The sequence below is a fragment of the Ensifer sp. Root142 genome (assembly GCF_001426785.1).
GTDB classification, from domain to species: domain Bacteria; phylum Pseudomonadota; class Alphaproteobacteria; order Rhizobiales; family Rhizobiaceae; genus Ensifer; species Ensifer canadensis.
Genome location: NZ_LMFK01000015.1, coordinates 60,685 through 83,515, shown reverse-complemented (window position 1 = coordinate 83,515; position 22,831 = coordinate 60,685). Strand labels below are relative to the sequence as shown.

The window sequence follows — 22,831 nt, the reverse complement described above, 5'->3', positions numbered from 1 at the left end:
AAGTCTCTGGAGGAAAGGCAATCGGCAGGTGATGATTGTCGCATGACCGATTCTGTTGCGAGCACCCCTTCATGACCAGTCCCTCCGGGCACCCACTCAATCCGCTGCATCTCCTGGCCGCCTTTGGTACCGGCGGGCTCTTGACCCTCATGGTTCACTTCAACGGCGAACTGGGACGCTACGGCAACGCGTTGTTCTCGTCCTGGGCGGCGCATGGCACGGGGACTGTGGCGGCGCTTGTGATGCTCGCCATGCTTTATCCCTGGCGCAACCGGAATGCCGGGACGAAACCGCATGCGCCGCTCTGGGCCTATCTTGGCGGGATTTCCGGCGGCGTGACCGTCATGTTGACCTCTTTTGCCGTGAACTCACCGCTTGCACTATCCGGGACTCTTGCCTTGGGGCTGGCGGGCCAGGTGGTATTCAGCATCGCTGCGGATCGCTGGGGGCTGTTCGGCCTGCCGATGCGCCGCCCGGATCGCCGCGATCTGGCAGCCATGGCACTGATCGTTGCCGGCAGCGCCCTTATCATCCTGTTCGGCAGAGGCAGCGCATGACCTTGCCGATCCTTCTCGCCTGTCTCGCCGGTGTGCTTGTTGGTGTCAGCCGGCAGGTCAATGGCCGGCTCAGTCTCTCGACGTCACCGCTGATCGCATCGTTCTGGAACCATGTCGTCGGCTTCGTCGCGTTGAGCATTCTTGGGCTGTCGGTCGGCGGGCTGATCCCGGCGGGCGCTGCGGACGCGCCTTGGCACGCCTATCTCGGTGGTTCGATCGGTGTGGTCTTCGTTGCCGCCGGCAGCTGGCTCATCGCGCGCATCGGTGCCGTCAATACCGCCCTGCTGGTGATCGGCGGGCAGATGGTCTCGGGCGTGGCGCTCGATCTGTTGCGGGGAACATCCGCAACCTTCCTTGCAAGCGCCCTTGGCGTGGTTCTGATCCTGGCAGGCATGGCGCTGACTCAACGACGCCGCTAATCGCCGAATTGCGCAGGCAAGCGCCATAGCCGTAATAGGCGGCCTCTGACATCACTCGCTCTGATAGATACTGGCGACAGGCGCCTTGCCGATCATGCCTTGCGCAGGCCCTCGTTCGATCCCGCGCAAGGCAATGGGTCTTAGGCCCGCCGACAGGAATGGTGCCACTGCTTTCGTGGCCTCAATAAGGCGTCCAGACGCGTCGGGAGCGGGCACATCGCGGGCTGCCGGTTGATCCCCAACTTATTGCTCAAGCTGTGGACAGCCTCCGTCCGCATGGAAAAAGCGACGCTGAGCGAAAAAAGCGTCATTCGGGTGTCACGGGCGGCCACTGCCGATCGTCATCAAGGTATCGCGCTTGAGCGTGCAGGCCCAACCCATGGTGATATCGAAATGACTCAACCAACCTCGCTTCTTCTGATCAAAGCCGTACTGCTCTCCGGGCTCGCGCTCTGGCTTGCCGTTATCGTCCTCAACAACGTCGTCGCATTTCGCAATGGCGTCTTTGCGGTTGGTATGCTGATGGGCATGCAGCTCTTCGATCAGGAACCGCCCATCCGTACACCGCTGTTGTCGCGCCGTGTAACGAACGCTGTGTGGCATCGTATGGTCTTCAGCTTCGTTCTGGTGATGGAGGTGGCAACCATGATGCTTTTGGCGGCGGCCGCCATCATGCTTATCGGCACATTCTTCGGACTATCGGACGGTGCCGCCGCGATGATATGGGCGAACCCCGCTCTCGCAGCCTTCATCGCTCTCAGCCTGATCATGCTGCTCGGCGGTGCCTGGTTTGCCTACTATGTCCGTCAGGAGACCATGCAGATCACCCATTTCATCCTGATTGGGCTCGGGGTGGCCGGCACCCTGTTGGTGAACATGCCGATGCAATAGAGTAGCGCCTGACCCTGCGGTTGACGGAAGGGTCAACCTCAGGCTCTGCCTGCTATCGCCACCGCGCGTTGCTTTGGAAGGACACGCCGACAAGGACTCCGATGGCAAAGCCGATCAGTCCCGCCGTACTGACGACCGTCGTCGCGGTGCCCGGGTTGTCCTTTGCCGCTTCGACAACGCTTTGTCCCTGTGCACGCACAACACGTGCGGCCGAGCTCACCCGTCCTCTTGCGTCCTCCGCCAGATCGGCGGCACTGCCTGCAGCCTCGCCAGCGCGTGCGGAGATCGATCGTGTCAGATCGGCAACCTGTGCCCGCAGCTCGGAAATCTGGTCTTCGACGGATCGCTGAATGTCATTTGCCATTTTTTGCACCTCGTTTGTTCTACAGCGACCTTTGCGCGTCTTATTAGACGCGCAAAGGTCGCTGTAGCACTTTGAATGGCTGCCTGTTTTTATCCTTAAATCGAATAGGATTTAAGGAAACATGCAGCAGCAAGGTACCAACGACGACGGCCGGCTTAAGTTCCGCATGGGATCGTAACCGGGGGCAACCGCCGATGCCATATCTGAGTATGCGTTGAGTTCTAGCGCGGCTTGAGCGTCTTGCTCATATTGGTGCCGGTGACCCGAAACCCTGTTGCCTCATAGACATGCCGGGCGCGGCTGTTGTCTTCGGCGACGCGCAATTTGATCTGGTCGAACCCGTTTGCCAAGAGCTCGGCCTCAAGTGCTTCGATCGCGAGCTTTCCAAGGCCTTTTCCCTGGTGGGTGGGCAGAATATGGAAATCGCTGATGAAGGCTGAGCGGCCCTTCGCGTCCGGTCGATACCAGAGATAGCCGACATGCTCGGCGCTTTCGCTGTCGATCAGGCACAGCAGGACGTTGCCTGGCGTGCCGACGCCTTGCGGCAGGTCCTCGGCGATTTCACCGGTTGCCTGGGCGAGGGCGTCTGCGTCGGGGAGCCCGTAGTTGGCGGCGATCTCCGTGGCATAGTCGGGGATGAAATAGGCGAGATATCCAGCATACTCGCTCTCAAGCATAGGTCTGAATGAGATCATGGCTCTTTCGCATGTCAGCGGCGCCGCCATTCCGACGGCTCATGCCGCGGAAAATTCGTGAACGGCCACGTGGTCTCGTGGCAGCGAGGTAGACGTCAATCGCCCGCCCGACCCCACCCTAAAACTGATGGCGATCGCGTTCCCGGGTCTTCTGCCAGACAAAGGCAGTCGAGCGCAACCGATCTGTTCGGATTTTGATGAGACCGAGGGATCCCAAAACAAAAAAGGCCGGCAATGCCGACCTTTTCCCGTTCGCTGCTTTACCCTGCCAGTACATCCGTGGTCAGCGGTTTAGCGCAAACTCTGACCGGAACACATCCGTCTCACCGAGACTGTCTATGCTCAACGATCAATTCGTTATGCCCCATATGGCGAGCGATTGCGGCTATTTCAAGCCCTTATAATCACATCGTCCAAATCCTGTCTTCGGCCCCGGAGACCTGAGGCGGCCAAGGTGCCGATGCTCCGCCACCATTGACGGACCTCAGGTCGGACCTAAATTTCTGCCGATTGCGAACGGAGGATTTCCGGATGGAATTGCACCGCGGTCGGCTGATCGACCATATTCAACTCGTGATCAAGGATCTCGGCGCCAGCCGGAGGTTTTACGAAGCCGTGTTTCAAGCTCTCGATGTGCCGATGGGAGGCGAGGGCAAAGACTACTTCTGGGCCGACGAGCTTTTCGTGTCGACCGCCGATAGCGAAGCGGCCCAGGGAAAGCTGACCGGGCGCCATCATCTCGCGTTCCAGGCCCGGGACCGCACCATGGTCGACGCCTTTCACAAGGCCGGCGTTGAAAACGGCGGTAAGGACAATGGGCCACCCGGCGAACGCCCCTATCACCCAGGTTACTACGCCGCCTTCCTGCTCGATCCCGATGGCAACAACATTGAGGCGGTGTTTCACGGGCCGGCCAACCGCAGCGCCAGTTCGGTGAAGATCACGTTCTAAAGCATGTCGCGCAGTGCGCAGCGGTTTTGCGATAACGGCATGCGCAGAACCAGAGCTTAAAGCGCAACAAGAGAATCCTGGAGATCGCGACGCGCTTTAGCGGCTGCCGGGGTGACCCGCCGCTCACGTGCTGCTGTCGCGCCGACCGGCCCGCGTTGCCGCTGTTCTCAACCTGGGATCTGGTCACTTGACATTCTGCTAAAAATAGAACAAAAAGAGAACAGATGTGGAGATGAACGATGACCCGCACTGACATCATCAATCGCGCACTGGCCGCCGTCGCCGATTCTCGCCTGAAGCGGGAGCGCGACAGTGAGCGCCGCAAGCAGATTTTTGGCCGTATCGACCTCACGGCACCTTTGCCGAAGCTGAGCCGCGGCGTGCAGCTCAGCTTGAATCTCGATGGCGGGCGGAAACGATCCGAGCCGACGAGGGCGAAGTCCCATTGACCCCGAAGGCCACCGCGATTGGTGGCGCGCAAAGTCGATGCCGAGCGGTTGCTTTCCAATGAAAGAGCACTGTACGCCTTGGTGCGGGACTGCCTGCGGTTATTGCCACGAACGCGGCGGCGCCGAGGATAATCGGTACGACGGGCGGGTATAAAGGCATCTGTCGCGGCCAGAGTCATGTTGACCTCAGTGATAGAACCGCTTGGCCACGGTGCCGGAGGAGGCATCCCATCTTCCAGAAACCGTTGTCGGAGGGAGCCGGAGCCGCCGCTTTCGCTTCGCCCGCCGCGGCATGCCATGCTGTCTCAATCTAGATCCGTAAGGTGTTCGAACGGTCGGCGCCGACATCAATGTCGGCCCGGCTGGATCAGCCCGCGGACGGAGCGAGATGGCGATGAACTGCGGAGAACGATGGGACAGGTGGCATCTCGTGCGGTCAGATGTTCGCGATTTGCGGCGGTTATGGATCACCGCCGGCCGCGTCCTGAGGAGAGGCGTCCTTGTCGGCGCCATGATCTTGTCCGGCTGCATGGCGCCTGATACGCGCCCGACCAACAAGCCACTTGTCTTCACCACCGGGAGCATCCAGTTCCGGGACGCGCAAAACTTTGGCGACGTCGGCATCATCATTGCCTTTTCTGGCGGTGGTGCCAGATCTGCCGCCTTCGGCTATGGCGTACTGTCCGCCCTGGCTGATCAGCCTTCGCCCGGTGGTAAGAACCGAATGCTCGCCGATGACGTCGCAGTCGTTGCTGGGGTTTCGGGCGGTGCGGTCCTTGCCTCCCATTTCGCGCTTCGCGGGCGGACCGGTCTTGACGATTTTCGCCGGAATTTTCTCGGTCAGGATGTGGAAGCCTCGCTGCACACGGCCTTCACGCCGCAAAATCTGCTGCGCGGTTATCAGGGTGGCATGAACGACCTCTCGGGGTTCCCGTCCTGGCTCGATCGCAAGCTCTTCCGGGGCGCGACACTTGGCGACATGAGCCGTCCTGACCGTCCTCGGCTGGTGATCCACGCCACCGACCTCTACAATCGCAACCCGTTCATTTTCGATCGTCCATCCTTTGCCGCAATCTGCAGCAACTACAATGACTATCCGCTGGCCTATGCCGTGGCGGCGTCCGCCGCTGTCCCGGTGGTGTTTGCGCCGGTCACCCTGCAGAACTTCAGCAAAAGCTGTTTGCCAGGCGATGGCGGAAGCCCGCGAGCACAGTCGTCTGCTCGTGGCGCGACGTCGCTTGTCGAGCGCGAATATTGGAATGCGCTCGGCCGCTACGAGACGGCGCCGGATCTGAACTATCTCAAATTATACGACGGCGGCCTGGTCGATGGCATCGGAACACAGAGCCTGCTGCATCTGATGGGCCGGCCAGCGCCGGAACCGCTTCCTGCCGCCCGCGCGCGACGGCTCCGGCACCTGCTGGTCATCGTCGTCGATGCCTCGACGCGGGTTGGAGGTGATCTTTCCATCAATGCAAAGAGCCCGAAAGCCCCCGATGCGATCGTGGCCGCGATCGATGCGATGATCAACATTCCGAACTTCCAGAGCTTCGATGCCCTGCAAAATCGATTGCCCGTCTGGCGTGATCAGGTCATCAGATGGCGCTGCGCCACTCAGCGTTCCGGCAAAGGCTGTCGCGATCTCGATGTCGGCATCGTTCGCCTGGCGCTCGCCGATACCGCCGATCCGCCAACGGCAAAACGCATCATGCGGCTGCACAACCGCCTGACGTTGAAGCCCGACGATGTCGACTTTTTGTCAGGCCTTGGCCGACGGCTTCTCATCGAGCATCCGGCTTATCGACAGTTCCTGCAACGCACGGGCAAGGGGATGCCGCTTGCGCGTTCAACGCCAGATCTCCGGCGAGGCGGACTCGTGACGGCCCGGCGGATCACCAGTATGTTCTGACGTTTACGCTCGGCATCGAAGCGATACGAATGCCCATCAGTGGTATCGGCTGATCGCCAGGTCCGCCGTTTCGATCTCGGGCTTGGTGCCGCTGATCAGATCGCTCAGCACGCGGCCCGAGCCGCAGGCCATGGTCCAGCCGAGCGTGCCGTGCCCGGAGTTGAGGAACAGGTTGGCGAAGCGCGTTGCACCGACCACCGGTGTTCCATCCGGCGTCATCGGCCGCAAGCCGGACCAGAAGGTTGCTTGCCTCTGGTTGCCAGCGCCGCCGAACAGGTCTTCGACCGAATGTTCGAGCGTCGCGCGACGTGTCTGGGGAAGGGCACTGCTGAAGCCGGCGATCTCCGCCATGCCGCCGACGCGAATTCGATCGCCAAGCCGGGTGATGGCGATCTTGTAGGTCTCATCCATGATCGTCGATACCGGCGCCCGCGTCTCGTCGACGATCGGAACGGTGATGGAGTAGCCCTTCACGGGATAGACGGGCAGGCGAAGGCCGAGCGGCTTTAGGAGCGCCGGCGTATAGCTGCCGAGGGCGGCGACGAAGATGTCGGAACGGATCTCGCCCTCTGCCGTCTCGACGGCGACGATGCGGTTGCCCTCCTGTCGAAGCCGGCGGATATCGACGCCGAAGCGGAACTGCACGCCGAGAGCCTCGGCGCGTCTCTGCAGTTCGTTGGTGAACTTGAAGCAGTCGCCGGTTTCGTCATTCGGCAGCCGAAGGCCGCCGACGATCTTGTCGCGGACCGGTTGCAGGCCTGGTTCAGCGGCCACGCAGCCGGCCGGGTCGAGCACTTCGAAGGGCACGCCATCGGCCTTCAGCACTTCGATATCCTTGCCGATGCCGTCGAGTTGCTTGGCGGTCCGGAAGAGCTGCAGGGTGCCCTGCGTGCGGTGATCGTAGGCAATGCCCGTTTCCCCGCGTAGCGCAATCAGGCAATCACGGCTGTATTCGGCAAGGCGGACCATCCGCCCCTTGTTGACGGCGTAACGCGCCGAGGTGCAGTTGCGCAGCATTGCCGTCATCCAGCGCCAGGTGGCAGCGTCCACCATCGGGCGGATGATCAAGGGCGCGTGCTTCATGAACAGCCACTTGAGTGCCTTCTGCGGGATGCCGGGTGCCGCCCACGGCGAGGCATAGCCGGGAGAAATTTCGCCGGCATTGGCAAAGCTCGTTTCCAGAGCAGGGCCGGACTGCCGATCGAGGACGGTCACCTCGTGACCCGCCTTGGCAAGATAATATGCGGAGGTGACGCCGATCACACCGGCGCCCAATATGGTAATCTTCATCGCATCCTCAGGATCACAGATCGATCGTCAAACGGGCTGAGGTACGCGCAAAATGCTCGCTGTTACCAGCCCCCAAACCCGGCAGAAGTTGCGCTCGAACATAGTGAAATAATCGAGCACGATCATGCGAAGTAGCGCTTGAATATTCGAGTATTCGCTGATCTTAAGAATTATCGGCGGGAAAATGAAAGAATCTGCATGTCCGGTTTGGATGCGATCGATCGCAACATCATTCGTCTGCTGCGTCTCAATGCGCGCATGAGCAACACAAAGCTCGCCGCCGAGGTGGGGCTGTCACCTTCGGCCTGCTTGAGGCGCATCAATCTGCTGGAGCAGGGCGGCGTGATCCGCGGTTATACGGCGCTGGTCGGAAACGCCGATGGCGACAACGCCATTGCGGTGATCATCAACATCACGCTCGAACGCCAGACGGAGGAGCACCTCAATCGCTTCGAGGCGGCGGTGCGGAAACACCCGGAAATCCAGGAATGTTACCTCATGACCGGCGGGTCCGATTATCTGTTGCGGGTGGAGGTCGAAAATGCCGGCGACTTCGAGCGCATCCACAAGGAAATCCTTGCGAAGCTCCCGGGCGTGTTGCGCATTCATTCCAGCTTTTCGATCCGCAACGTGCTTGTGTCACGCGCGAGACGGCGCTAGCTCATTCGCGCAGCGAGAGCCGTAGCGCGCGGCTTCTACCCTATGGAGCGGTTCCAGCGGACGATGGCCGATACCAAGCATGTTTCCTCAACCAACCCGTTCACTGGCATTGTCCAAGCGGAGGCCATTGCGACGGCCTCCGCACAGACTTCCGAACGCGGATCAGTGAAGCGCGCGCTGCTCGGGTGGTGTGGATTGCAGCCACGGCGGGAACGCCCGGCTCGAAACCAGACGCGCGATCAGGCGCCCGCTCGGGGATAGGACGTCGACGATCGCGCCCCGATATTCGTATTCCTCGGCGAGTTCGTCGACGATGAGTTGTCCGTAAGCGACCGCACGGCCGTCATTGGGGTGCTGTTTGCCGGCCTGATCGCGGCTCGTCACGCCGGCCGCATGGATATGGTACATGTAGCGGGGCATAGTCCGCCGATCCTTTCCGATTTGCATGGGCTTTCAATGCTTCTCGCATCCACAACCGATGGCGGAGGGATGTCCGAGACACGCGATGACGGGATTTTATAACACGGTTTGTGGGACCGTTCCCGTGACATGGGCGTGACGCTTGCAGGCGCTGTCGCTAATATTCAACTAACCATTTGGAATATTATCGTTTTTTGCCGACTTGGTGGGCGCGCCCACGCGAAGGGGTAACCGTGCGCCGGCATTTCTATGGTCTCTTCAGTCAAGACCACTGCATGTTTCCCTAAATCCTATTTAGAAACATGCAGCAATTCAAAGTGCTACAGTGACCTTTGCACGTCTCATAAGACGCGCGGCGCTGTAGAACCTGCATGGTGCCCTCGGAGTGCCTGACCGGCGCTCCGCGCATGGCTGGTCTGCGAAGTCAGATCTACGAAATCGCGTGCATTCTTGTATAATCAACTCATCGAAGCGATGCATCTCCTCCCGCAGGACTTCGAGTGTGCAAGCGCTTTCTCCTCCTCCCAACGAGCGCTTGCCGGAATGGCGACACTCCTCCTCCCGGTTGCCATTCAATCCCTTTGAAAGCCTGCCGCACCTCCTCCCGCGGCAGGCTTTTTCTTTTGGGGAGCTGCCTTTATGCAAGGCAGGTTGTAATCACTCAGGATTTGAAACTGGGCCCGGAGCGCGCGGCTGCTCCCGCGCGCAATGCGGCGGCCCAAGTGCATAGGGACGGCACCACAGCAGGCTTCGGCTCAGGGGCAACGCAGCTGTGAAATAGAGATCAGGCCAGCCAGGCACACGTCAGGCGCCTGGTCTGTCGCAAAACCTAGCTTGCCCGCCTGGCGAGCCAGTTCTGCCATTCGTTCTCGTTGCCGTGGAACACATTAAGGTCGATCTTGCCTTCGACGCCGTGCGACAGGCCCGAGCCCGAATACTGCCAGAAGATCCACTTGCGGCCTGGATATCTCTTGGAGGGATGAGCTGCCACCGAGCGCAGCCAGAACGGGTAGTCGAGCAGTTCGCCGGTCAGGTTGTCCTGATAGAAATCCGGGGCGGTGTAGATGATCGGTCGCTGGCCGTAATGCGCCTCGAGCTTGTCCATGAAGACTTGCATCTTTTCAAGCACACGGGCGCGCGACAGGCGTCGCTTGCAGCTGGACTCACCGTTGTATTCGACGTCGATGACAGGCGGCAGAGCGCCGGCTTCTCTTGGAACATTGCGGATGAACCAGTCGGCCTGCTCGCCGGCCGTGCGGCACCAATAGAAGAAGTGGTAGGCGCCGCGCTTCAGCCCGGCTTCTTTTGCCTTGCGCCAGTTCTTCTTGAACATCGGATCGAGGTGGTCGCCGCCATCGGTCGCCTTGATATAGGCGAAGTTGGCACCCTGCGCGCGCAGCTTGGGCCAGTCGATCTCGCCCTGCCAGCGCGACACGTCGACACCATGAACGGCCATCTTGCGCGGGGATGCGCGGCCGAAATTAATCGGCTTGGCATCGCGGAAGCGATGGCTGTAGATCTGCGTGCGTGTCCCCGGTGTCGTCAGGACCGCGGGTGTTGCCGGGGCGATCACGGCAACGGGCCGCTCCAGCGGCATGGGCGTTGCCGCCGTCTTAGCCTGCGGTCGGAAGGCTTCCGGTTCCGGAACTGCTCCGGCCCAGGCCAGCACCTCCTGCGGCGGGGCGGCTTGAGCCGCTGCGACGCCGACATTGGCCGAAGGCACGGGAGACGTCGGCACGACCGAACTCGTCGTTTCGCGCGAGGGCTGCTGCGGCACGATCGTGTCCAGCGTCGAACTGGACGTGCAGCCCGCCAAAACCAGACAGGCAAGGAACATTGCTGGCACAGCTGAAAAACGCATGAGCACCCGTACGCAAAACATTGTCGACGGCGAACAACAGTACCGCCGGGACCCCATTGATGTGAAATTGCTAACGGAAACTTACCGGAAAAGATTAAATACAATCTTTACGATCGACCCCCTTTCCGAAAAGTCGAAGCGGCGAGCATGGCGCAGAGAGAACACGCTTCTTTACAGCGCCGCGCGTCTTATCAGACGCGCAAAGGTCGCTGTAGCACTTTAAATTGCTGCATGTTTTTATCCTTGAATCGGATACGATTTAAGGAAACATGCAGTAGCGCGTCATGCCGGCGGCAGGTCGATCCTGAAACATGCGCCGCCCGATGTCGCGTCGACGATCGCGACATGGCCACCGTGGAGGTGCACGATCTCCCTGACCAAGCTCAAGCCCAGCCCGGCGCCCTTGCCGCCGGGATGAAGCCGGCTGAACGGCTCGAAAATTCGTTCGCGCTCTGCAAGTGGGACGCCGTCACCTTCGTCGCAGATTTCGACGCGCGCCGGCGCCATGACGCGAAAAGTGATCTTGCCGCGACGACCGCCATGCTCGATGGCATTCTGCACGAGATTGGTCAAAGCCCGTTCGAGCGACGAATGATCGCCAAGGACGATCATCGGCTCGTCTGCCGGATCGAAGGACATTTCGTATCCGGCGGCAAAGGCAAGTGGCGCCAGATCGACAATGACGCGTTCGGCGAGTGCCCTGAGGTCGAGCGGGCAAAACGGGGTCGTTCGTTTGCCGAGGCGCTGCAGGTCGAGCAGCTGGCCGGCGAGTGTCGCCAGGCGATTGGTGTCCTCGATCAGCCGCGCCTTGCCGTCGCTCGGCGGCAACGTTGCTACCCGCGTGTTGAGGATTGCAATGGGGGTGCGCAACTCGTGAGCCGCCTGGGCGAGAAAGCGCTTGTGGCGGGCATATCCCTCGTCGAGGCGTTTAAGGGCATTGTTGAAAGCTTCGACCAGCGGCAGGAATTCGGCCGGAACGCCCTTGATCGGCATCTGCACGCCCTGCTGGTCAAACTCGATATGGGCTGCATGGGCTGCTGCATGCGAGAGACCGGCCAGCATCCGGCGAACGACGATCGGCGTGACGATGATGGTGGCGAGTGCCAGCAACAGCAGCATAGGCACGAAAATGGTCAGGAACGCGCCAGAGGTGCCGAGCAGCAGCCGGCGAAGCGTGAGTTGCCCCTCCGTGCCGGTGAAGATCTGGATATTCCCCGCGGGCGAATCGACCCATTTGACGACGGCTTCCGGCCGCGAATCCTTGTCGGGCGAGAGCCTGAAGCGTCCGTCGTTCATCCGGTCGAGACCGGCCGTGGCAAAGGCGAATGCCAGAGGCACCGCGCCTTCGGAAAGCCTGTGTCCGGCGCGGTCGCGAGCGATGAACCAGATCTCGCCTACTTCGCGCCGCAGCCGCGCCAGCTCTGGGGTTTCCTGGACCACGAGGTTGTTCTGCCCATCGCGCACGATCGCGTCCGTGAGCACATCGATATTGCCGTTCTCGTAGCCGTCGATAAGATAGCCAGTCGCCCAGAGCAGACCGACCGCGATGGCGATTACAAGGCTGATGGCGGCTGTTTCGAAGAGCACCAGCCAGCGGACGAGCCGCCATTTGAAGGAGTGCGGCGTGCCGGTGATCATTGCGCTTCCCGCAGGAGGTAGCCGACGCCGCGAATGCCATTGATCGTGACGCCTGCATTGGCGTCGAGAAGCTTTCTCCGCACACGCGATATGTGGGTATCGAGGGCGTTCGACTGGATTTCGTCGTCAAGGCCGAACACGGCTTCCATGAGGGCCGCACGCAGCACCATCCGCCCCATGCGCCGCGTCAGGGTTTCGAGAACCAGCAGTTCACGGCGTGGCATTTTCAGGGGCACGCCATCGACTTTGGCTTCAAGATGGGCGAGGTCGAACGACAGGCGGCCGACCGCCACGACGTCGGATTGTACGGCGACAGGGCGCCGCGCCAGCGCCCGCAGGCGCGCCAGAAGCTCCTCGAATGCGAAGGGCTTGCCGATATAATCGTCGGCGCCGCCATCAAGTCCGGCGACACGATCCGCAAGTTCGCCCAGCGCCGTCAGCACAAGCACCGGCACGCTGTTGCCCCGCAATCTGATCGCCGGGATGAGCGAAAGCCCGTCTCCATCCGGCAGCCGCCGATCGAGCACGACGACGTCATAGACCGCATCGCTGAGAACGAGGGTCGCCTCCGCCAGGTCACGCGCATGATCGACGACCATGCGGTGTTGGCTAAGCGCTGTCTTCAGCGCCCCCGCAAGTTCTGCCTCGTCCTCGACCAATAGCACCCGCATGAAACCGCTTCACTCCGCACGACGCTCCGACGCGCGGCGATCCTCGCGCACGTTCATTGAGGGAACCTGTCATCAGCCGGAAAAACAAACGATGTCCGGTTCAATCAGTGACGAGGTCTTCAACTCGGCTCTGTCGGATGACCTTTGCACGAGGACAATCGGTTGCCCGTGACAGCGCCATAGCGCCGCTCGAAATCGGCGGCGATATCGGAGATGGCGATCTCGCCCAATCGCGCGAGCAGCAGGGTCTCTGCCTCATCGAGTGTTCGCTCCAGCGCCGAATTGACAGCCTGTTCGACCAGGCATTGCGGTTCGTCGGTTGCGACACCCATGGCGAAGAAGCCGGGACTGCCGATGGTTCGATAGACGTCGAGGAGGGTGATCTCGGAAAGCGGCCGCGACAACGTCCAACCGCCGCCATGGCCCTTCTCGGACGACACGTAACCGGCATCGCGAAGGCCGGCCATCGTCCGGCGCACGACGACGGAGTTCGTGCCGAGCATCCGGGCAATGGTTTCGGATGTCATCGGCGCTGCGTGCTTTTCCATGTGCAGCAACACATGCAGCAGCCGTGAAAGCCGTCCGTCCTGGCGCATTGGCAATCTTCCCTGTTTCGCATCTGATAGCATGGATAGTGCCGCCTAGGGGAGGCCGCCGTTTCATTGTCCAGCGGCGTGACGCCCGGACCCGCTGCAGTCGCTGTCAGTCGAACATCAGCGAGCGGTGGGTTGCAGCTCCGGCCATGGCACCGTCTCCAACGGCGAGCGCGACCGACCCCGTCGGCCTTGCCGCATCTCCGCAGGCAAAGACGCCCGGAACCGTCGTTGCCTTCATCGCATCGGTTCGGATGTAGCGTCCGAGCGGGCCGTCGTCCAAGGTGCAGCCGAGCTGTTCGGAAAATGGCGCCGAGACCACCGTCCTGGTGGTGGTGAATATGCCGTCCATCGGCAACACCCGCCCGTCCTTCATGACGACATCGACCCGTTCACCCTCGATCCTGTCGATAAGCCCGTGCTCCAGCGTGACATTGCGCCATGCAAGCTGCTGTAGCTGGTCCGCGTCGGGCTCGAATGCACCGTTGAGAAAGAAGGTGGTCGGACCCCAGTCCGGCAGCATCAGCGCCTGATGCATCGAAAGGGGCGACGTCGCGAGCACGCCGATCCTACCCTGGTCGAGTTCGTAGCCATGGCAATAGGGGCAATGGAAGACGCTCCTGCCCCAGCGTTCGGCAAGCCCGTCAAGATCCGGCAGGACGTCGGTGACGCCGGTGGCGAGGACAAGCCGTTTGCCAGTGACATCGGGGCCCTGCTGCAGGGCGACCTTGAAGCCATCCTGCACACGTTCGGCACTTATGGCGGCAGTCTGCAGCCATTCGACCGACCGGTATTCCATCAATTGCGAGCGGGCTTCGGCGGCGATTTCAGCCGGCGCGCTGCCATCCTGGGTCAGGAAACCGTGCGATGTCGCGGCGAAACGGTTCCGCCGCATTCCGGTGTCGATAACCAGCACGCTCCTGCGGGCGCGGGCGAGTTGAAGGCCGGCGGAAAGGCCGGCGTAGCTGCCGCCAAGGATGATTACGTCATGGGTCATATCGGGCCTCTTCGTCTCAAGATCGTATCTTTATAAGTTACGTGAAGTTGGCTTTCAATATCACGAAACAACAAAAGTTCCATGACTGAGCCTGGCGGCGATGGCTGGCGCCTCAGGATCGGCTCCGGCCGAAAGACGCGAGGCTACGGATAGCTTTGCTGGCGGGGCGGACCAATAGGACCGTCGCTCAAGTTGCTCTGGCGCGATTTCAAGGCAGACAAAAATCCGCCTGTTTGGTAGTCGACTGGATATTATCGTTGCGTGTTCAGCCTCTGTCCCCGGCATCGGGGATCGGAACGCTTCCCGCCAAGGTCCCGCACGGGACGCCCCCGATGAACGACCGGATTTCCCATGCTTCGCAGTTTGTACAATTGGACGATGGACCTCGCTGGCCGGAAGTCCGCCGCATGGTGGCTGGCGCTGGTAGCCTTTGTCGAAAGCTCCGTCTTCGTCGTTCCGGCAGACGTCCTGTTCCTGCCGATGGTGCTGGCAAAACCGCATAGGGCCTATCGTTATGCCTTCATTGCCACACTGTTCTCGGTGCTCGGCGGCATCGCGGGCTGGTTCCTCGGACACTACGCCTTCGACGCGATCGCCCGTCCAATCCTGCAGTTCTACGGCAAGATCGATGCGTTCGAATCGATGCGCGCTTCGGTCGACATGGAGGCAATCGTGCTTCTGCTGGTGACATCGGGGCTTGCGCACGTGCCGCCGATGAAGGTCGTCACCATCCTCTCTGGTGCCGCCAATGTCAGCCTTGGCATGTTCATCGCGTCGGCGGTGATCACGCGCGGCGCGCGCTTCTTCATTTTGGCGGCGGTTCTTCGCCGGCACGGCGAAGCCGTCCGGCATTTCATCGAGAAGCGCCTGGGGTTGATTGCAGCCGTCGCTGCGGCCGTGCTGATCCTGCTTTACGGCGTCTACGTTCTCGCAAAATAACAACAGCGAAGCTGTGCCGAAAGCCTGCCTGCCGTCGGTGGAGGCAAAGGCTTAACGGCCATTTCGGCCCGACAGTGCGCGCCTTGAGGTATTTGGCAAGGCGTTATTCCGTCCATCCGCGCGCAGCGTCTACCGCAAATTGATATCTTGCAAACCGTCGGCAAGCGGCAGCCAAATGGGGGAGATCCAGGTCGCCCAGTAAAGTCTCCGAGAGGCAAGTGTTCATGCGGCTTATCGTTGTCAACGACGTGTCGGAGGCCCTGGGCGGTGCGACCAAGGTCGCGCTCCAATGCATTGAGGCAGGCGTTGCGGCGGGGCTCGACTGTTCCGTTCTGGTCGGGGATGACGGTGCGGGCATTCGCTTGCGATTCCCGGGCGTACAGGTGGAGGCGCTGGGCGAGCGCCCCTTGCGCGACGGCGTCCGCTTCGCAAACCTGTTCGACAGGAATTTCAACGGCCGCGCCTACCGTGCCTTGCGCCGATTGCTCAAGTCCGGAAGTGACACGGTCGTTCATGTTCACGGTTGGTCACAGATCCTGTCCCCTTCGATTTTTCACGCGCTGGAGCGCAGTGACGCCAAGGTCATCGTTACCGCGCATGATTTCTTTCTGAGCTGTCCGAACGGCGCGTATGCTCATTTCGGGAAGGGCGATATCTGCGAGGAGAAACCGCTGACTGCCGGTTGCTTGGCCAGCGCCTGCGACAAGCGCAACTACCTTCACAAGCTGTGGCGTTTCGGCCGTTCGATGACCCAGAGCGCCGCGGGTGAGGTCTTCTGGGGCCGCGTCGGTGTCATTCTCGCGCATGAAGCCATGGAACCTTACCTGAGCACGGGCTCGCTTCGAAACTTCCTGACGTTGCGCACGCCGTCGACGCCGCTCACGCGGTTTCCCGTTGAAGCCTGGAAGAACGAACGCGCCATGTTTCTTGGCCGCATGACGGTAGAAAAGGGCGTCCGTACGCTGGCCGAGGCGCTCAACGTGACGGGCAAGGCGGCGACCTTGATTGGACAAGGGCCGTTGCTCCAGGAAATACAACACACACTTCCTCACTGTCATGTTCCGGGATGGCTTGATGACGGCGAGGTTACCGCCGTCGCGGCCAAGGCACGCTATTTTTTCATGCCGTCGCGGATGCCCGAACCCTACGGTCTCGTCGCCGCCGAGGCGCTGATGTCGGGCATACCGGTGATCGCCAGCAGCAATGCGCTCATTGCCAGAGAAATCGAAGAGAACCAGGCGGGGCTGGTTTTTCAGAGCGGCAATGCCCGATCCCTCGCCGAGAAGATGGTGCTGATGGAAAACGACGATCTCGTTCGGCGTTTGAGCGAGGGTGCATTCGCCTATGGCAAGAGGATCGCGCCTTCGCGCGATGAATGGCACCAGCGGATGGTCGATATCTATGCCGGACGGATCAAATTTTCGATCCGTGATGTGATGACAGGGGCGGTGGGGCGACCTGGACATCCAGAGTTTGGGATGGCCAGCCGGATCTGAAAGGGAGAGAGGATGGCGCGTGCATTGGTGACCGGCGGAGCCGGATTTGTGGGACGCCATCTCTGCGGCAAGCTGATGTCGGAAGGTGTCGAGGTCGTTTGCGTCGATAAGCTCGCGCGCGGAACCGGGGCAATGCGTCCTGAGGATTGGCCGAACCCGCCGAGGGGCGGCTTCTCCCTCATCGAGGAGGATTGCCGCCGCTACTTCGATCGCTCCGACGACCGTTTCGACATGGTGTTTCATCTCGCCGCGATGGTCGGCGGTCGTGTCATGCTGGAGACCCAGACGCTTCTGGTTGCTGAGGATCTCGCGGTGGACACCGATATGTGGCGCTGGGCCGCGCGCACGCGTCCGGGATCCGTCATCTATTTCAGCTCGAGTGCCGCTTATCCCGTGAGCCTCCAGCGCCCGGAAGGGTACCGCAAGCTGAGCGAAGACATGATCGACTTCGAGCACACGATCGGCGTCCCGGATCTGAGTTATGGCTGGGCGAAGCTCAGCGGCGAATACCTCATGAAGCTTTATGTCGAGAATTATGGCGGGCGGGCGGTCGCCTACCGGCCGTTCAGCGGCTACGGCGAGGATCAGGACCTGAGCTATCCATTCCCGGCGATCTGCAGACGGCTCCTCGATGAGCGCGGCACGGAAGAGGTTTTCGTCTGGGGCTCGGGCCGGCAATGTCGCGACTTCATCCATATCTCGGATTGCGTCGATTTCGTCTGGCGAACCTTTACCCGGTTGCAGAACGGCGCATCTCTCAACATCTCCACCGGCATCGCCACCTCCTTCATTGAACTCGCCCAACTGGTCAGCCGGTGCATCGGCTGGGAGCCGAGAGTAAGCGGCCGGTCAGACAAGCCCGAGGGCGTGTTCTTCCGTTGTGGCGATACGGCGCTGCAGGCGTCCTATGGCCTTGCGCCGCGCATCGATCTTCAGGCCGGCGTGGCGCGGGCGCTCGACCAAATGCAATCGAAGCGACCCTATGCACTCGGTGGCGTTGCCTCTCAATAGCCGGATGCGGGCGGCGCAACCGGCTGTTCGGCAAAGTTCGCACGCAGGCGGCTGGTCGCTCCCACGAGCAGGCTAACATCGTTCCCAACAGCGACGAAGAGCGCGCCCAGTTCGAGGTAGCGCTTGGCGAGTGCGGTGTCCGAGGTCAGGATGCCGGCAGCCTTGCCGTGCGACTGTATGCGCGCGAGTGCAGCCTCGACCGCCTCCTGCACCTCGGGTGCCCCGGGCCGGCCAAGGAAGCCCATGTCGGCCGCCAGATCCGCCGGACCGATGAAGACGCCATCGACCCCTTCGGTCGACGCAATATCGTCCAGTGCCGCCAGTCCCGCACGGCTTTCCACCTGCAACAGCAGGCAGATCTCGGCATTGGCGGTCGGGAGATAATCATCAATGCGGTTGAAGGCCGACGCGCGGGCAAGCGCTGCGCCGACGCCGCGCATGCCGTGGGGCGGATACCGCACGGCACGGACCAGCGCGCGGGCCTGTTCGCCGGTCTCGACCATAGGCACCAGCAGCGTCTGCGCGCCGAGATCGAGAAGCTGCTTGATCAGCCACGCCTCGCCGATCGGCGGGCGGATGATCGGATGGCTCGTCGAACTGGAGAGCGCCTGGAGCTGCGCCATCATCAGCGGCACGTCGTTCGGGGCATGTTCGCCGTCGATCAGCAGCCAGTCGAAACCGGCACCGCCGCAGATCTCGGCGGCGTAGGGATTGGCGAGGGCCAGCCAAAGGCCGATCTGCGGCCGGCCCTCGGAAAGGGCAAGCTTGAACATATTGCGTGGAGCAGGCATGGGCGCACCCTATTCGAAGAAGCAGCTGACGGTTCCCTGCGGCCCGAAATCGGCGACGATGGTGTCGCCGTGCCGGGCCTCGACGGGGCGGATGAACGAGCCGGCAAGCACAATCTGGCCGGCGTCGATGCGGTCGCCATAGCTGGCAAGCCGGTTGGCAAGCCAAGCGATGCCGCGGGCCGGATGGTTGAGGACGCCTGCACCAAGCCCGGTTTCTTCAACCGCGGCATTGCGCGAGACGATGGCGCCCATCCAGCGCATGTCGACATCCTGCGGGCGCATGGCGCGGCCGCCGATGACGATGCCGGCATTGGCGGCATTGTCGGAAATGGTGTCGACGATGGTTCGGGCCTTCTTCGTTTCCGGATCGACACGCAGGATGCGTGTGTCGAGAATCTCGAGCGCTGGAGTGACGTAGTCGGTAGCATTGAGGACGTCGAAGACGCTGACATTGGGGCCGGCGAGCGGCGCCTTCATGACGAAAGCGATCTCGGCCTCGATGCGCGGCTGGATGAAACGATCCCTGGGGATCGTGGCGCCGTCCTCGAACATCATGTCGTCGAACAACACGCCGGAATCGGGAATATCGATGTTCAGCGCATATTGCATCGCCTTCGACGTCAGCCCGATCTTCCAGCCGATGACCCTGCGTCCGCGGGCGATCTTCTGCTTCACCCAGGCCGATTGCACGGCGTAGGCGTCGTCCATGGTCATGTCGGGATGCTTCAGGGAGAGAAGGCCGGTCTGGATACGGCTCGCCTCCGCCGCATCGAGCGTCCTTGCGGCATCGGCGATTTCGCTGGCGTTCAACACGGCTCACACCTCGTCGGCGATGGGGTTGCGAAGCAGGCCGATGCCATCGGCCTCGACCTCGACGACATCGCCGGGTTTCAGCCAGATCGGCGGGTCGAAGCGGGCGCCGGCACCGGTCGGCGTTCCCGTGACGATCACGTCGCCGGGCACCAGCGTGGTGAAGGTCGAGACGTAGTTAATGATCTTGCGGAAGGAGAAGATCATCCGGCTGGTTCGGTCCTGCTGGCGGACCCAACCATTGACGCGGGTTTCGAGCTTGATGTCTGCGATCTGCGCCTCGTCGGTGAAGGGAACCAGCCATGGCCCGATCGAACCCGTGCGGTCGAAGTTCTTGCCTTGCGTGACGTTGAACTTGGCGTGGCGCACCCAGTCGCGGATCGTGCCTTCGTTGCAGAGCGACAACGCAGCTATATGGTCGAGCGCCGAGCCTTCGGGGATGCGCCGGCCGCCCTTGCCGATGACGATGACGATCTCGCCCTCGTAGTCGAGCTGCGGGCTTTCAGGCGGGCGGATCAGCGGCTGTCCGTGCCCGGTGAAGGAACGCGGGAAGCGGATGAACAGCGACGGATTGGACGGTGCTGCCTGCCCATCGCGGTACTCTTCGTTGCGATCGGGGAAATTGACTCCGACGCAGATGATCTTTTCCGGCGCGGGGATCGGGATTTCGAAGCGGATTTCATCCAGCGAAAAATCCGGGGCGAGGGTGGCGGCTTCGTCCGCAAGCCTTGTCAGGGCGCCGTCGGCAATGACCTCGCGCAGCGTCGGCCATTTCGAGCAATAACGCCGGGACAGATCGATGATGCCGTGGTCGCTGACAAGGCCGTATCCCTGACCGTCGCTCGTGTAAAAACTGGCGAATTTCACAAGCGTCATTTCAATCCTCCGGCCTGGTCGGGCGATGCCGACGGGCAGACATGTTTGATCCCGCAGATCACCGGTTAGCCATGCCCGCAGCGACCTCGGTGATGACATCGAAGGCGACATCGGCGTCCGCCTCGGTCATGTCGAACTGGCCTGCCTGGAAGCGGATGGCGACGCGGCCGTCGACCCGCGTCTGGGTCAGGTAAATGCGGCCATCGTCGTTGATGGCATTGACCAGCGCGATGTTGTGGGCGTCGCTGTCGGCGCCACCGCGATGGCGGAACGAGAACAGCGAGAAGCGCGGCGCGGTGACGATTTCGAAGTTTTCGTTCGCGCCGAGGCGCGCGGCCAGGCGATTTGCCCAGGCGACGTGGTTGCGGATCATCGTCTTCAGACCATCCAGCCCGTGGAAGCGCAGCAGGAACCACAGCTTCAGGGCGCGGAAGCGCCTTCCGAGCGGGATCGTCCATTCAGAATAGTTGATGATGCCGTCGCGGCCATGGGTCTTCAGATATTCCGGTTGGATCGCCAGCGTGCGGACGAGATCATCGGGATTGCGGATGAAATGGGCAGAGCAGTCGAACTGGGCGCCGAGCCATTTGTGCGGGTTGAAGACGACAGAATCCGCCTCTTCGACACCGGCCCAGAGCGAGCGGAATTCCTCGCAGATCATTGCCGACCCGGCCCATGCCGCATCGACATGGACATAAAGGCCGTGCTTGTGGGCGACGCGAACGACTTCGGCGATATCGTCGCAGGCGCCGGTGCTGGTGCCGCCGGTACAGGCAATGACGCCGGCCGGCAGGAAACCTGCGTCTTTATCCCTGATAATGGCCGCTTCGAGCGCTTGGCAGTCCATTGCGTGGAGCGGCCCGGCCGCCGGTATGCGCACGAGGTTTTCCTCGCCGATGCCCGACACCCAGATGGCCCGGTCGATCGAGGTGTGGACTTGGTCCGAGGAGTAGATGCGCAAGGGCGCGTGTGCGCTCAGTCCTTGCTTGTTGCCTTTCCAGTTCAAGGCGCGCTCGCGCATGACGAGTACGGCGGAGAGCGTGGCGGAGGACGCCGAGTCCTGGATCACGCCGGAAAAGCCGTCGGGCAGGCCGATCGCCTGGCGCAGCCAGTCGATCACCCTGGTTTCGAGCTCCGTGGCAGCGGGGGAGGTCTGCCACAGCATGCATTGGGCGGCCATCGCCGTCACCAGATATTCGGCGATGACGGAAACCGGGGCGGCGTTGGCAGGGAAATAGGCGAAGAAGCGCGGGTGCTGCCAATGGGTCATGCCCGGCAGGATGATGTTTTCGAAATCCTCGAAGATCGCCGCCATGTCCTCGCCGGTCTGGGGCGGCTTGCTCGGGATCTGGGCTGCGATCGCGCCCGGTGCCGTCTGGGCGCGAACAGGCCTGTCGCGTAGCGACGCCCGATAGGCCGATCCCCATTCCGCCGCTTTCTGCGACCACTCACCGAAAGTCTTCTCGTCCATAACGTTCCTCCCCTTGCGCCATTGGTGCCGGCCCTGTTGTGCCGGCATCCACCTTTCATGCCTCGATTTACGGGGCGATGATAGGTTGCGCCTTCAACGCCGGTTCCACCGTCTCGGCGTCTGCAAATTGGCTGCCCTCTTCGAACCAGGAGCGTGGCGCAGGCGCGCCCCAGAGCGTTTGGCGCTGCGGGTCCTTGAGATCCCATTTGATCGGTTCGAGATCGGGATCAACGGTCTGGTAGTCCGAGCAATAGATCTCGATGCGGTGGTTGTCGGGATCGCGGACATAGAGGAAGAAGGCATTGGAAATGCCATGACGTCCGGGGCCGCGCTCGATATTGGCGAGCCAGCCGGAGGTCGACATCAGGTCGAGCAGGTCGATGATGTTGAGCGGCGTCGGCACCCAGAAGGCGGTATGATGCAGGCGCGGGCCGCGACCATTGGTAAAGGCGATGTCGTGTACGCCGCCCTTGCGGTGGGTCCAGGCCGCCCAGAGCCGGCCGGTCTCCTCGTCGGCCGTATACTCGGTCACGCGGAAACCGATCTCGTTATAGAAGGCGACGGCGTCGTCGACATTGGGCGAGAAGCAGTTGAAATGGTCGATGCGCAGCGGCTTTACGCCGCGATAAAGCGCATATTTCTGATGGATCGGCGGCAGGCGGTCCATCTTCGAATAGAATTCCAAGGGAATGCCCTGCGGATCGCGGGTGCGGAAGGTGCGCGACTGATAGGGCCGCTCGATCCATTCGACCGGCAACCCCTTCTGCTTGAAGAAATGCGCCGCCTTGTCGAGGTCCTCGTCACCAAAGACCTTGAAACCGAGATCGCGGGCTTCGGCAGTCGCTGCCTTCTTCAGCACGATGCAGTGATGGCCGCGTTCTTCCATGGCGCGCAGATAGATCGTGTCGGCCGTCTCGTCGGTCACCTGCAGGCCCAGCACATAGACATAGAAGGCGCGCGATTTGGCGAGATCGGTGACGGCGAGTTCGACATGGCTCAGCCGCACGATGTTGAAAGGCGGGTGAAGGTTCGGCTTCGGTAAGGGCATTCTTGTCTCCTCCAGTTTTGGGCG

Annotated in this window: 24 protein-coding genes; 10 read left to right on the top strand and 14 right to left on the bottom strand. The window is 61.7% G+C overall.

What is annotated here, in order from left to right; all coding sequences use genetic code 11:
- Positions 1 to 71: 71 nt before the first annotated feature.
- From ASD52_RS18105 to ASD52_RS18095, 3 genes are all read left to right on the top strand, one after another.
- The gene (locus ASD52_RS18105; RefSeq protein ID WP_057207383.1) at positions 72 to 557 is read left to right on the top strand and encodes a DMT family transporter; all 486 of its coding nucleotides are present in this window, start codon (positions 72 to 74) and stop codon (positions 555 to 557) included.
- The gene (locus ASD52_RS18100; protein WP_038577720.1) at positions 554 to 976 is read left to right on the top strand and encodes a DMT family transporter; all 423 of its coding nucleotides are present in this window, start codon (positions 554 to 556) and stop codon (positions 974 to 976) included. Before ASD52_RS18105 ends, ASD52_RS18100 begins: the two co-directional genes overlap by 4 nt.
- 276 nt (positions 977 to 1,252) lie before the next feature.
- Complete coding sequence (locus ASD52_RS18095) at positions 1,253 to 1,867, top strand: DUF2165 family protein (protein WP_057225063.1); 615 nt, start codon at positions 1,253 to 1,255, stop codon at positions 1,865 to 1,867.
- Positions 1,868 to 1,919: 52 nt separating this feature from the next.
- Here the strand turns inward: ASD52_RS18095 and ASD52_RS18090 are convergent, their stop codons facing one another.
- On the bottom strand, positions 1,920 to 2,231 hold the full coding sequence (locus ASD52_RS18090) for a hypothetical protein (RefSeq protein ID WP_057207381.1): 312 nt from the start codon (positions 2,229 to 2,231) through the stop codon (positions 1,920 to 1,922).
- A gap of 221 nt (positions 2,232 to 2,452) precedes the next feature.
- On the bottom strand, positions 2,453 to 2,926 hold the full coding sequence (locus ASD52_RS18085) for a GNAT family N-acetyltransferase (protein WP_057214676.1): 474 nt from the start codon (positions 2,924 to 2,926) through the stop codon (positions 2,453 to 2,455).
- Positions 2,927 to 3,457: 531 nt separating this feature from the next.
- On the opposite strand from ASD52_RS18085, the gene ASD52_RS18080 reads away from it, so the two are divergent.
- The 3 genes from ASD52_RS18080 to ASD52_RS18070 all read left to right on the top strand — a co-directional run bounded on the left by ASD52_RS18080 (position 3,458) and on the right by ASD52_RS18070 (position 6,235).
- Positions 3,458 to 3,877: a VOC family protein gene (locus ASD52_RS18080; RefSeq protein ID WP_025428258.1), complete on the top strand. Its 420-nt coding sequence runs from the start codon at positions 3,458 to 3,460 to the stop codon at positions 3,875 to 3,877.
- Positions 3,878 to 4,116: 239 nt separating this feature from the next.
- The gene (locus ASD52_RS18075; protein ID WP_025428259.1) at positions 4,117 to 4,326 is read left to right on the top strand and encodes a hypothetical protein; all 210 of its coding nucleotides are present in this window, start codon (positions 4,117 to 4,119) and stop codon (positions 4,324 to 4,326) included.
- Positions 4,327 to 4,756: 430 nt separating this feature from the next.
- Positions 4,757 to 6,235 (top strand): patatin-like phospholipase family protein, encoded by a 1,479-nt coding sequence (locus tag ASD52_RS18070; RefSeq protein ID WP_158071722.1) that lies wholly within the window; start codon positions 4,757 to 4,759, stop codon positions 6,233 to 6,235.
- A 36-nt stretch (positions 6,236 to 6,271) separates the two neighbouring features.
- On the opposite strand, the gene ASD52_RS18065 is transcribed toward ASD52_RS18070, so the two are convergent.
- Positions 6,272 to 7,525, bottom strand: a complete 1,254-nt coding sequence (locus ASD52_RS18065; RefSeq protein WP_057214645.1) for a D-amino acid dehydrogenase — start codon at positions 7,523 to 7,525, stop codon at positions 6,272 to 6,274.
- Positions 7,526 to 7,723: 198 nt separating this feature from the next.
- On the opposite strand from ASD52_RS18065, the gene ASD52_RS18060 reads away from it, so the two are divergent.
- The gene (locus ASD52_RS18060; protein WP_025428262.1) at positions 7,724 to 8,185 is read left to right on the top strand and encodes an Lrp/AsnC family transcriptional regulator; all 462 of its coding nucleotides are present in this window, start codon (positions 7,724 to 7,726) and stop codon (positions 8,183 to 8,185) included.
- Positions 8,186 to 8,347: 162 nt separating this feature from the next.
- Here the strand turns inward: ASD52_RS18060 and ASD52_RS18055 are convergent, their stop codons facing one another.
- The 6 genes from ASD52_RS18055 to ASD52_RS18025 all read right to left on the bottom strand — a co-directional run bounded on the left by ASD52_RS18055 (position 8,348) and on the right by ASD52_RS18025 (position 14,365).
- Positions 8,348 to 8,605: a hypothetical protein gene (locus tag ASD52_RS18055; RefSeq protein WP_128090487.1), complete on the bottom strand. Its 258-nt coding sequence runs from the start codon at positions 8,603 to 8,605 to the stop codon at positions 8,348 to 8,350.
- 829 nt (positions 8,606 to 9,434) lie between these two features.
- A complete protein-coding gene (locus ASD52_RS18050) occupies positions 9,435 to 10,466 on the bottom strand; it encodes a GH25 family lysozyme (protein ID WP_057214642.1) in 1,032 nt (343 codons plus the stop codon).
- 282 nt (positions 10,467 to 10,748) lie between these two features.
- Complete coding sequence (locus ASD52_RS18040) at positions 10,749 to 12,104, bottom strand: HAMP domain-containing sensor histidine kinase (protein ID WP_057225059.1); 1,356 nt, start codon at positions 12,102 to 12,104, stop codon at positions 10,749 to 10,751.
- Positions 12,101 to 12,775 (bottom strand): response regulator transcription factor, encoded by a 675-nt coding sequence (locus tag ASD52_RS18035; RefSeq protein ID WP_057225058.1) that lies wholly within the window; start codon positions 12,773 to 12,775, stop codon positions 12,101 to 12,103. The genes ASD52_RS18040 and ASD52_RS18035 overlap by 4 nt, the downstream gene beginning before the upstream one ends.
- Before the next feature lie 119 nt (positions 12,776 to 12,894).
- Positions 12,895 to 13,371 (bottom strand): Rrf2 family transcriptional regulator, encoded by a 477-nt coding sequence (locus tag ASD52_RS18030; RefSeq protein ID WP_025428268.1) that lies wholly within the window; start codon positions 13,369 to 13,371, stop codon positions 12,895 to 12,897.
- 106 nt (positions 13,372 to 13,477) lie between these two features.
- Positions 13,478 to 14,365: an NAD(P)/FAD-dependent oxidoreductase gene (locus ASD52_RS18025; RefSeq protein WP_057225056.1), complete on the bottom strand. Its 888-nt coding sequence runs from the start codon at positions 14,363 to 14,365 to the stop codon at positions 13,478 to 13,480.
- A gap of 351 nt (positions 14,366 to 14,716) precedes the next feature.
- Between ASD52_RS18025 and ASD52_RS18020 the strand changes: the two genes are divergently transcribed.
- From ASD52_RS18020 to ASD52_RS18010, 3 genes are all read left to right on the top strand, one after another.
- A complete protein-coding gene (locus tag ASD52_RS18020) occupies positions 14,717 to 15,304 on the top strand; it encodes a YqaA family protein (RefSeq protein ID WP_057207375.1) in 588 nt (195 codons plus the stop codon).
- Positions 15,305 to 15,528: 224 nt separating this feature from the next.
- Complete coding sequence (locus tag ASD52_RS18015; RefSeq protein ID WP_063991849.1) at positions 15,529 to 16,800, top strand: glycosyltransferase; 1,272 nt, start codon at positions 15,529 to 15,531, stop codon at positions 16,798 to 16,800.
- Between the two features lie 12 nt (positions 16,801 to 16,812).
- Positions 16,813 to 17,811 (top strand): NAD-dependent epimerase/dehydratase family protein, encoded by a 999-nt coding sequence (locus tag ASD52_RS18010; RefSeq protein WP_057207374.1) that lies wholly within the window; start codon positions 16,813 to 16,815, stop codon positions 17,809 to 17,811.
- Here ASD52_RS18010 and hpaI read toward each other — a convergent pair.
- From hpaI to hpaD, 5 genes are all read right to left on the bottom strand, one after another.
- On the bottom strand, positions 17,805 to 18,602 hold the full coding sequence (gene hpaI, locus ASD52_RS18005) for a 4-hydroxy-2-oxoheptanedioate aldolase (protein WP_057225053.1): 798 nt from the start codon (positions 18,600 to 18,602) through the stop codon (positions 17,805 to 17,807). The genes ASD52_RS18010 and hpaI overlap by 7 nt on opposite strands.
- A 9-nt stretch (positions 18,603 to 18,611) precedes the next feature.
- Positions 18,612 to 19,415 (bottom strand): 2-oxo-hept-4-ene-1,7-dioate hydratase, encoded by an 804-nt coding sequence (gene hpaH, locus ASD52_RS18000; RefSeq protein ID WP_057214618.1) that lies wholly within the window; start codon positions 19,413 to 19,415, stop codon positions 18,612 to 18,614.
- Between the two features lie 3 nt (positions 19,416 to 19,418).
- Positions 19,419 to 20,288, bottom strand: coding sequence for a fumarylacetoacetate hydrolase family protein (locus ASD52_RS17995; RefSeq protein WP_057225051.1), 870 nt, complete (start codon positions 20,286 to 20,288; stop codon positions 19,419 to 19,421).
- A gap of 58 nt (positions 20,289 to 20,346) precedes the next feature.
- Positions 20,347 to 21,759 carry a pyridoxal-dependent decarboxylase gene (locus ASD52_RS17990; RefSeq protein ID WP_025428276.1) on the bottom strand — a complete coding sequence of 471 codons (1,413 nt, stop codon included), beginning with the start codon at positions 21,757 to 21,759 and terminating at the stop codon, positions 20,347 to 20,349.
- A 67-nt stretch (positions 21,760 to 21,826) separates the two neighbouring features.
- A complete protein-coding gene (gene hpaD / locus ASD52_RS17985) occupies positions 21,827 to 22,807 on the bottom strand; it encodes a 3,4-dihydroxyphenylacetate 2,3-dioxygenase (RefSeq protein WP_057225049.1) in 981 nt (326 codons plus the stop codon).
- Between the last annotated feature and the right edge of the window lie 24 nt (positions 22,808 to 22,831).

Bases quoted from the DNA above. Each gene is read 5' to 3' on its own strand.
- ASD52_RS18105 (WP_057207383.1), top strand. From the start codon at position 72: ATGACCAGTCCCTCCGGGCACCCACTCAATCCGCTGCATCTCCTGGCC.
- ASD52_RS18100 (WP_038577720.1), top strand. From the start codon at position 554: ATGACCTTGCCGATCCTTCTCGCCTGTCTCGCCGGTGTGCTTGTTGGT.
- ASD52_RS18095 (WP_057225063.1), top strand. From the start codon at position 1,253: ATGGAAAAAGCGACGCTGAGCGAAAAAAGCGTCATTCGGGTGTCACGG.
- ASD52_RS18090 (WP_057207381.1), bottom strand. From the start codon at position 2,231: ATGGCAAATGACATTCAGCGATCCGTCGAAGACCAGATTTCCGAGCTG.
- ASD52_RS18085 (WP_057214676.1), bottom strand. From the start codon at position 2,926: ATGATCTCATTCAGACCTATGCTTGAGAGCGAGTATGCTGGATATCTC.
- ASD52_RS18080 (WP_025428258.1), top strand. From the start codon at position 3,458: ATGGAATTGCACCGCGGTCGGCTGATCGACCATATTCAACTCGTGATC.
- ASD52_RS18075 (WP_025428259.1), top strand. From the start codon at position 4,117: ATGACCCGCACTGACATCATCAATCGCGCACTGGCCGCCGTCGCCGAT.
- ASD52_RS18065 (WP_057214645.1), bottom strand. From the start codon at position 7,525: ATGAAGATTACCATATTGGGCGCCGGTGTGATCGGCGTCACCTCCGCA.
- ASD52_RS18060 (WP_025428262.1), top strand. From the start codon at position 7,724: ATGTCCGGTTTGGATGCGATCGATCGCAACATCATTCGTCTGCTGCGT.
- ASD52_RS18055 (WP_128090487.1), bottom strand. From the start codon at position 8,605: ATGCCCCGCTACATGTACCATATCCATGCGGCCGGCGTGACGAGCCGC.
- ASD52_RS18050 (WP_057214642.1), bottom strand. From the start codon at position 10,466: ATGCGTTTTTCAGCTGTGCCAGCAATGTTCCTTGCCTGTCTGGTTTTG.
- ASD52_RS18040 (WP_057225059.1), bottom strand. From the start codon at position 12,104: ATGATCACCGGCACGCCGCACTCCTTCAAATGGCGGCTCGTCCGCTGG.
- ASD52_RS18035 (WP_057225058.1), bottom strand. From the start codon at position 12,775: ATGCGGGTGCTATTGGTCGAGGACGAGGCAGAACTTGCGGGGGCGCTG.
- ASD52_RS18030 (WP_025428268.1), bottom strand. From the start codon at position 13,371: ATGCGCCAGGACGGACGGCTTTCACGGCTGCTGCATGTGTTGCTGCAC.
- ASD52_RS18025 (WP_057225056.1), bottom strand. From the start codon at position 14,365: ATGACCCATGACGTAATCATCCTTGGCGGCAGCTACGCCGGCCTTTCC.
- ASD52_RS18020 (WP_057207375.1), top strand. From the start codon at position 14,717: ATGCTTCGCAGTTTGTACAATTGGACGATGGACCTCGCTGGCCGGAAG.
- ASD52_RS18015 (WP_063991849.1), top strand. From the start codon at position 15,529: ATGCGGCTTATCGTTGTCAACGACGTGTCGGAGGCCCTGGGCGGTGCG.
- ASD52_RS18010 (WP_057207374.1), top strand. From the start codon at position 16,813: ATGGCGCGTGCATTGGTGACCGGCGGAGCCGGATTTGTGGGACGCCAT.
- hpaI (WP_057225053.1), bottom strand. From the start codon at position 18,602: ATGCCTGCTCCACGCAATATGTTCAAGCTTGCCCTTTCCGAGGGCCGG.
- ASD52_RS17995 (WP_057225051.1), bottom strand. From the start codon at position 20,288: ATGACGCTTGTGAAATTCGCCAGTTTTTACACGAGCGACGGTCAGGGA.
- ASD52_RS17990 (WP_025428276.1), bottom strand. From the start codon at position 21,759: ATGGACGAGAAGACTTTCGGTGAGTGGTCGCAGAAAGCGGCGGAATGG.
- hpaD (WP_057225049.1), bottom strand. From the start codon at position 22,807: ATGCCCTTACCGAAGCCGAACCTTCACCCGCCTTTCAACATCGTGCGG.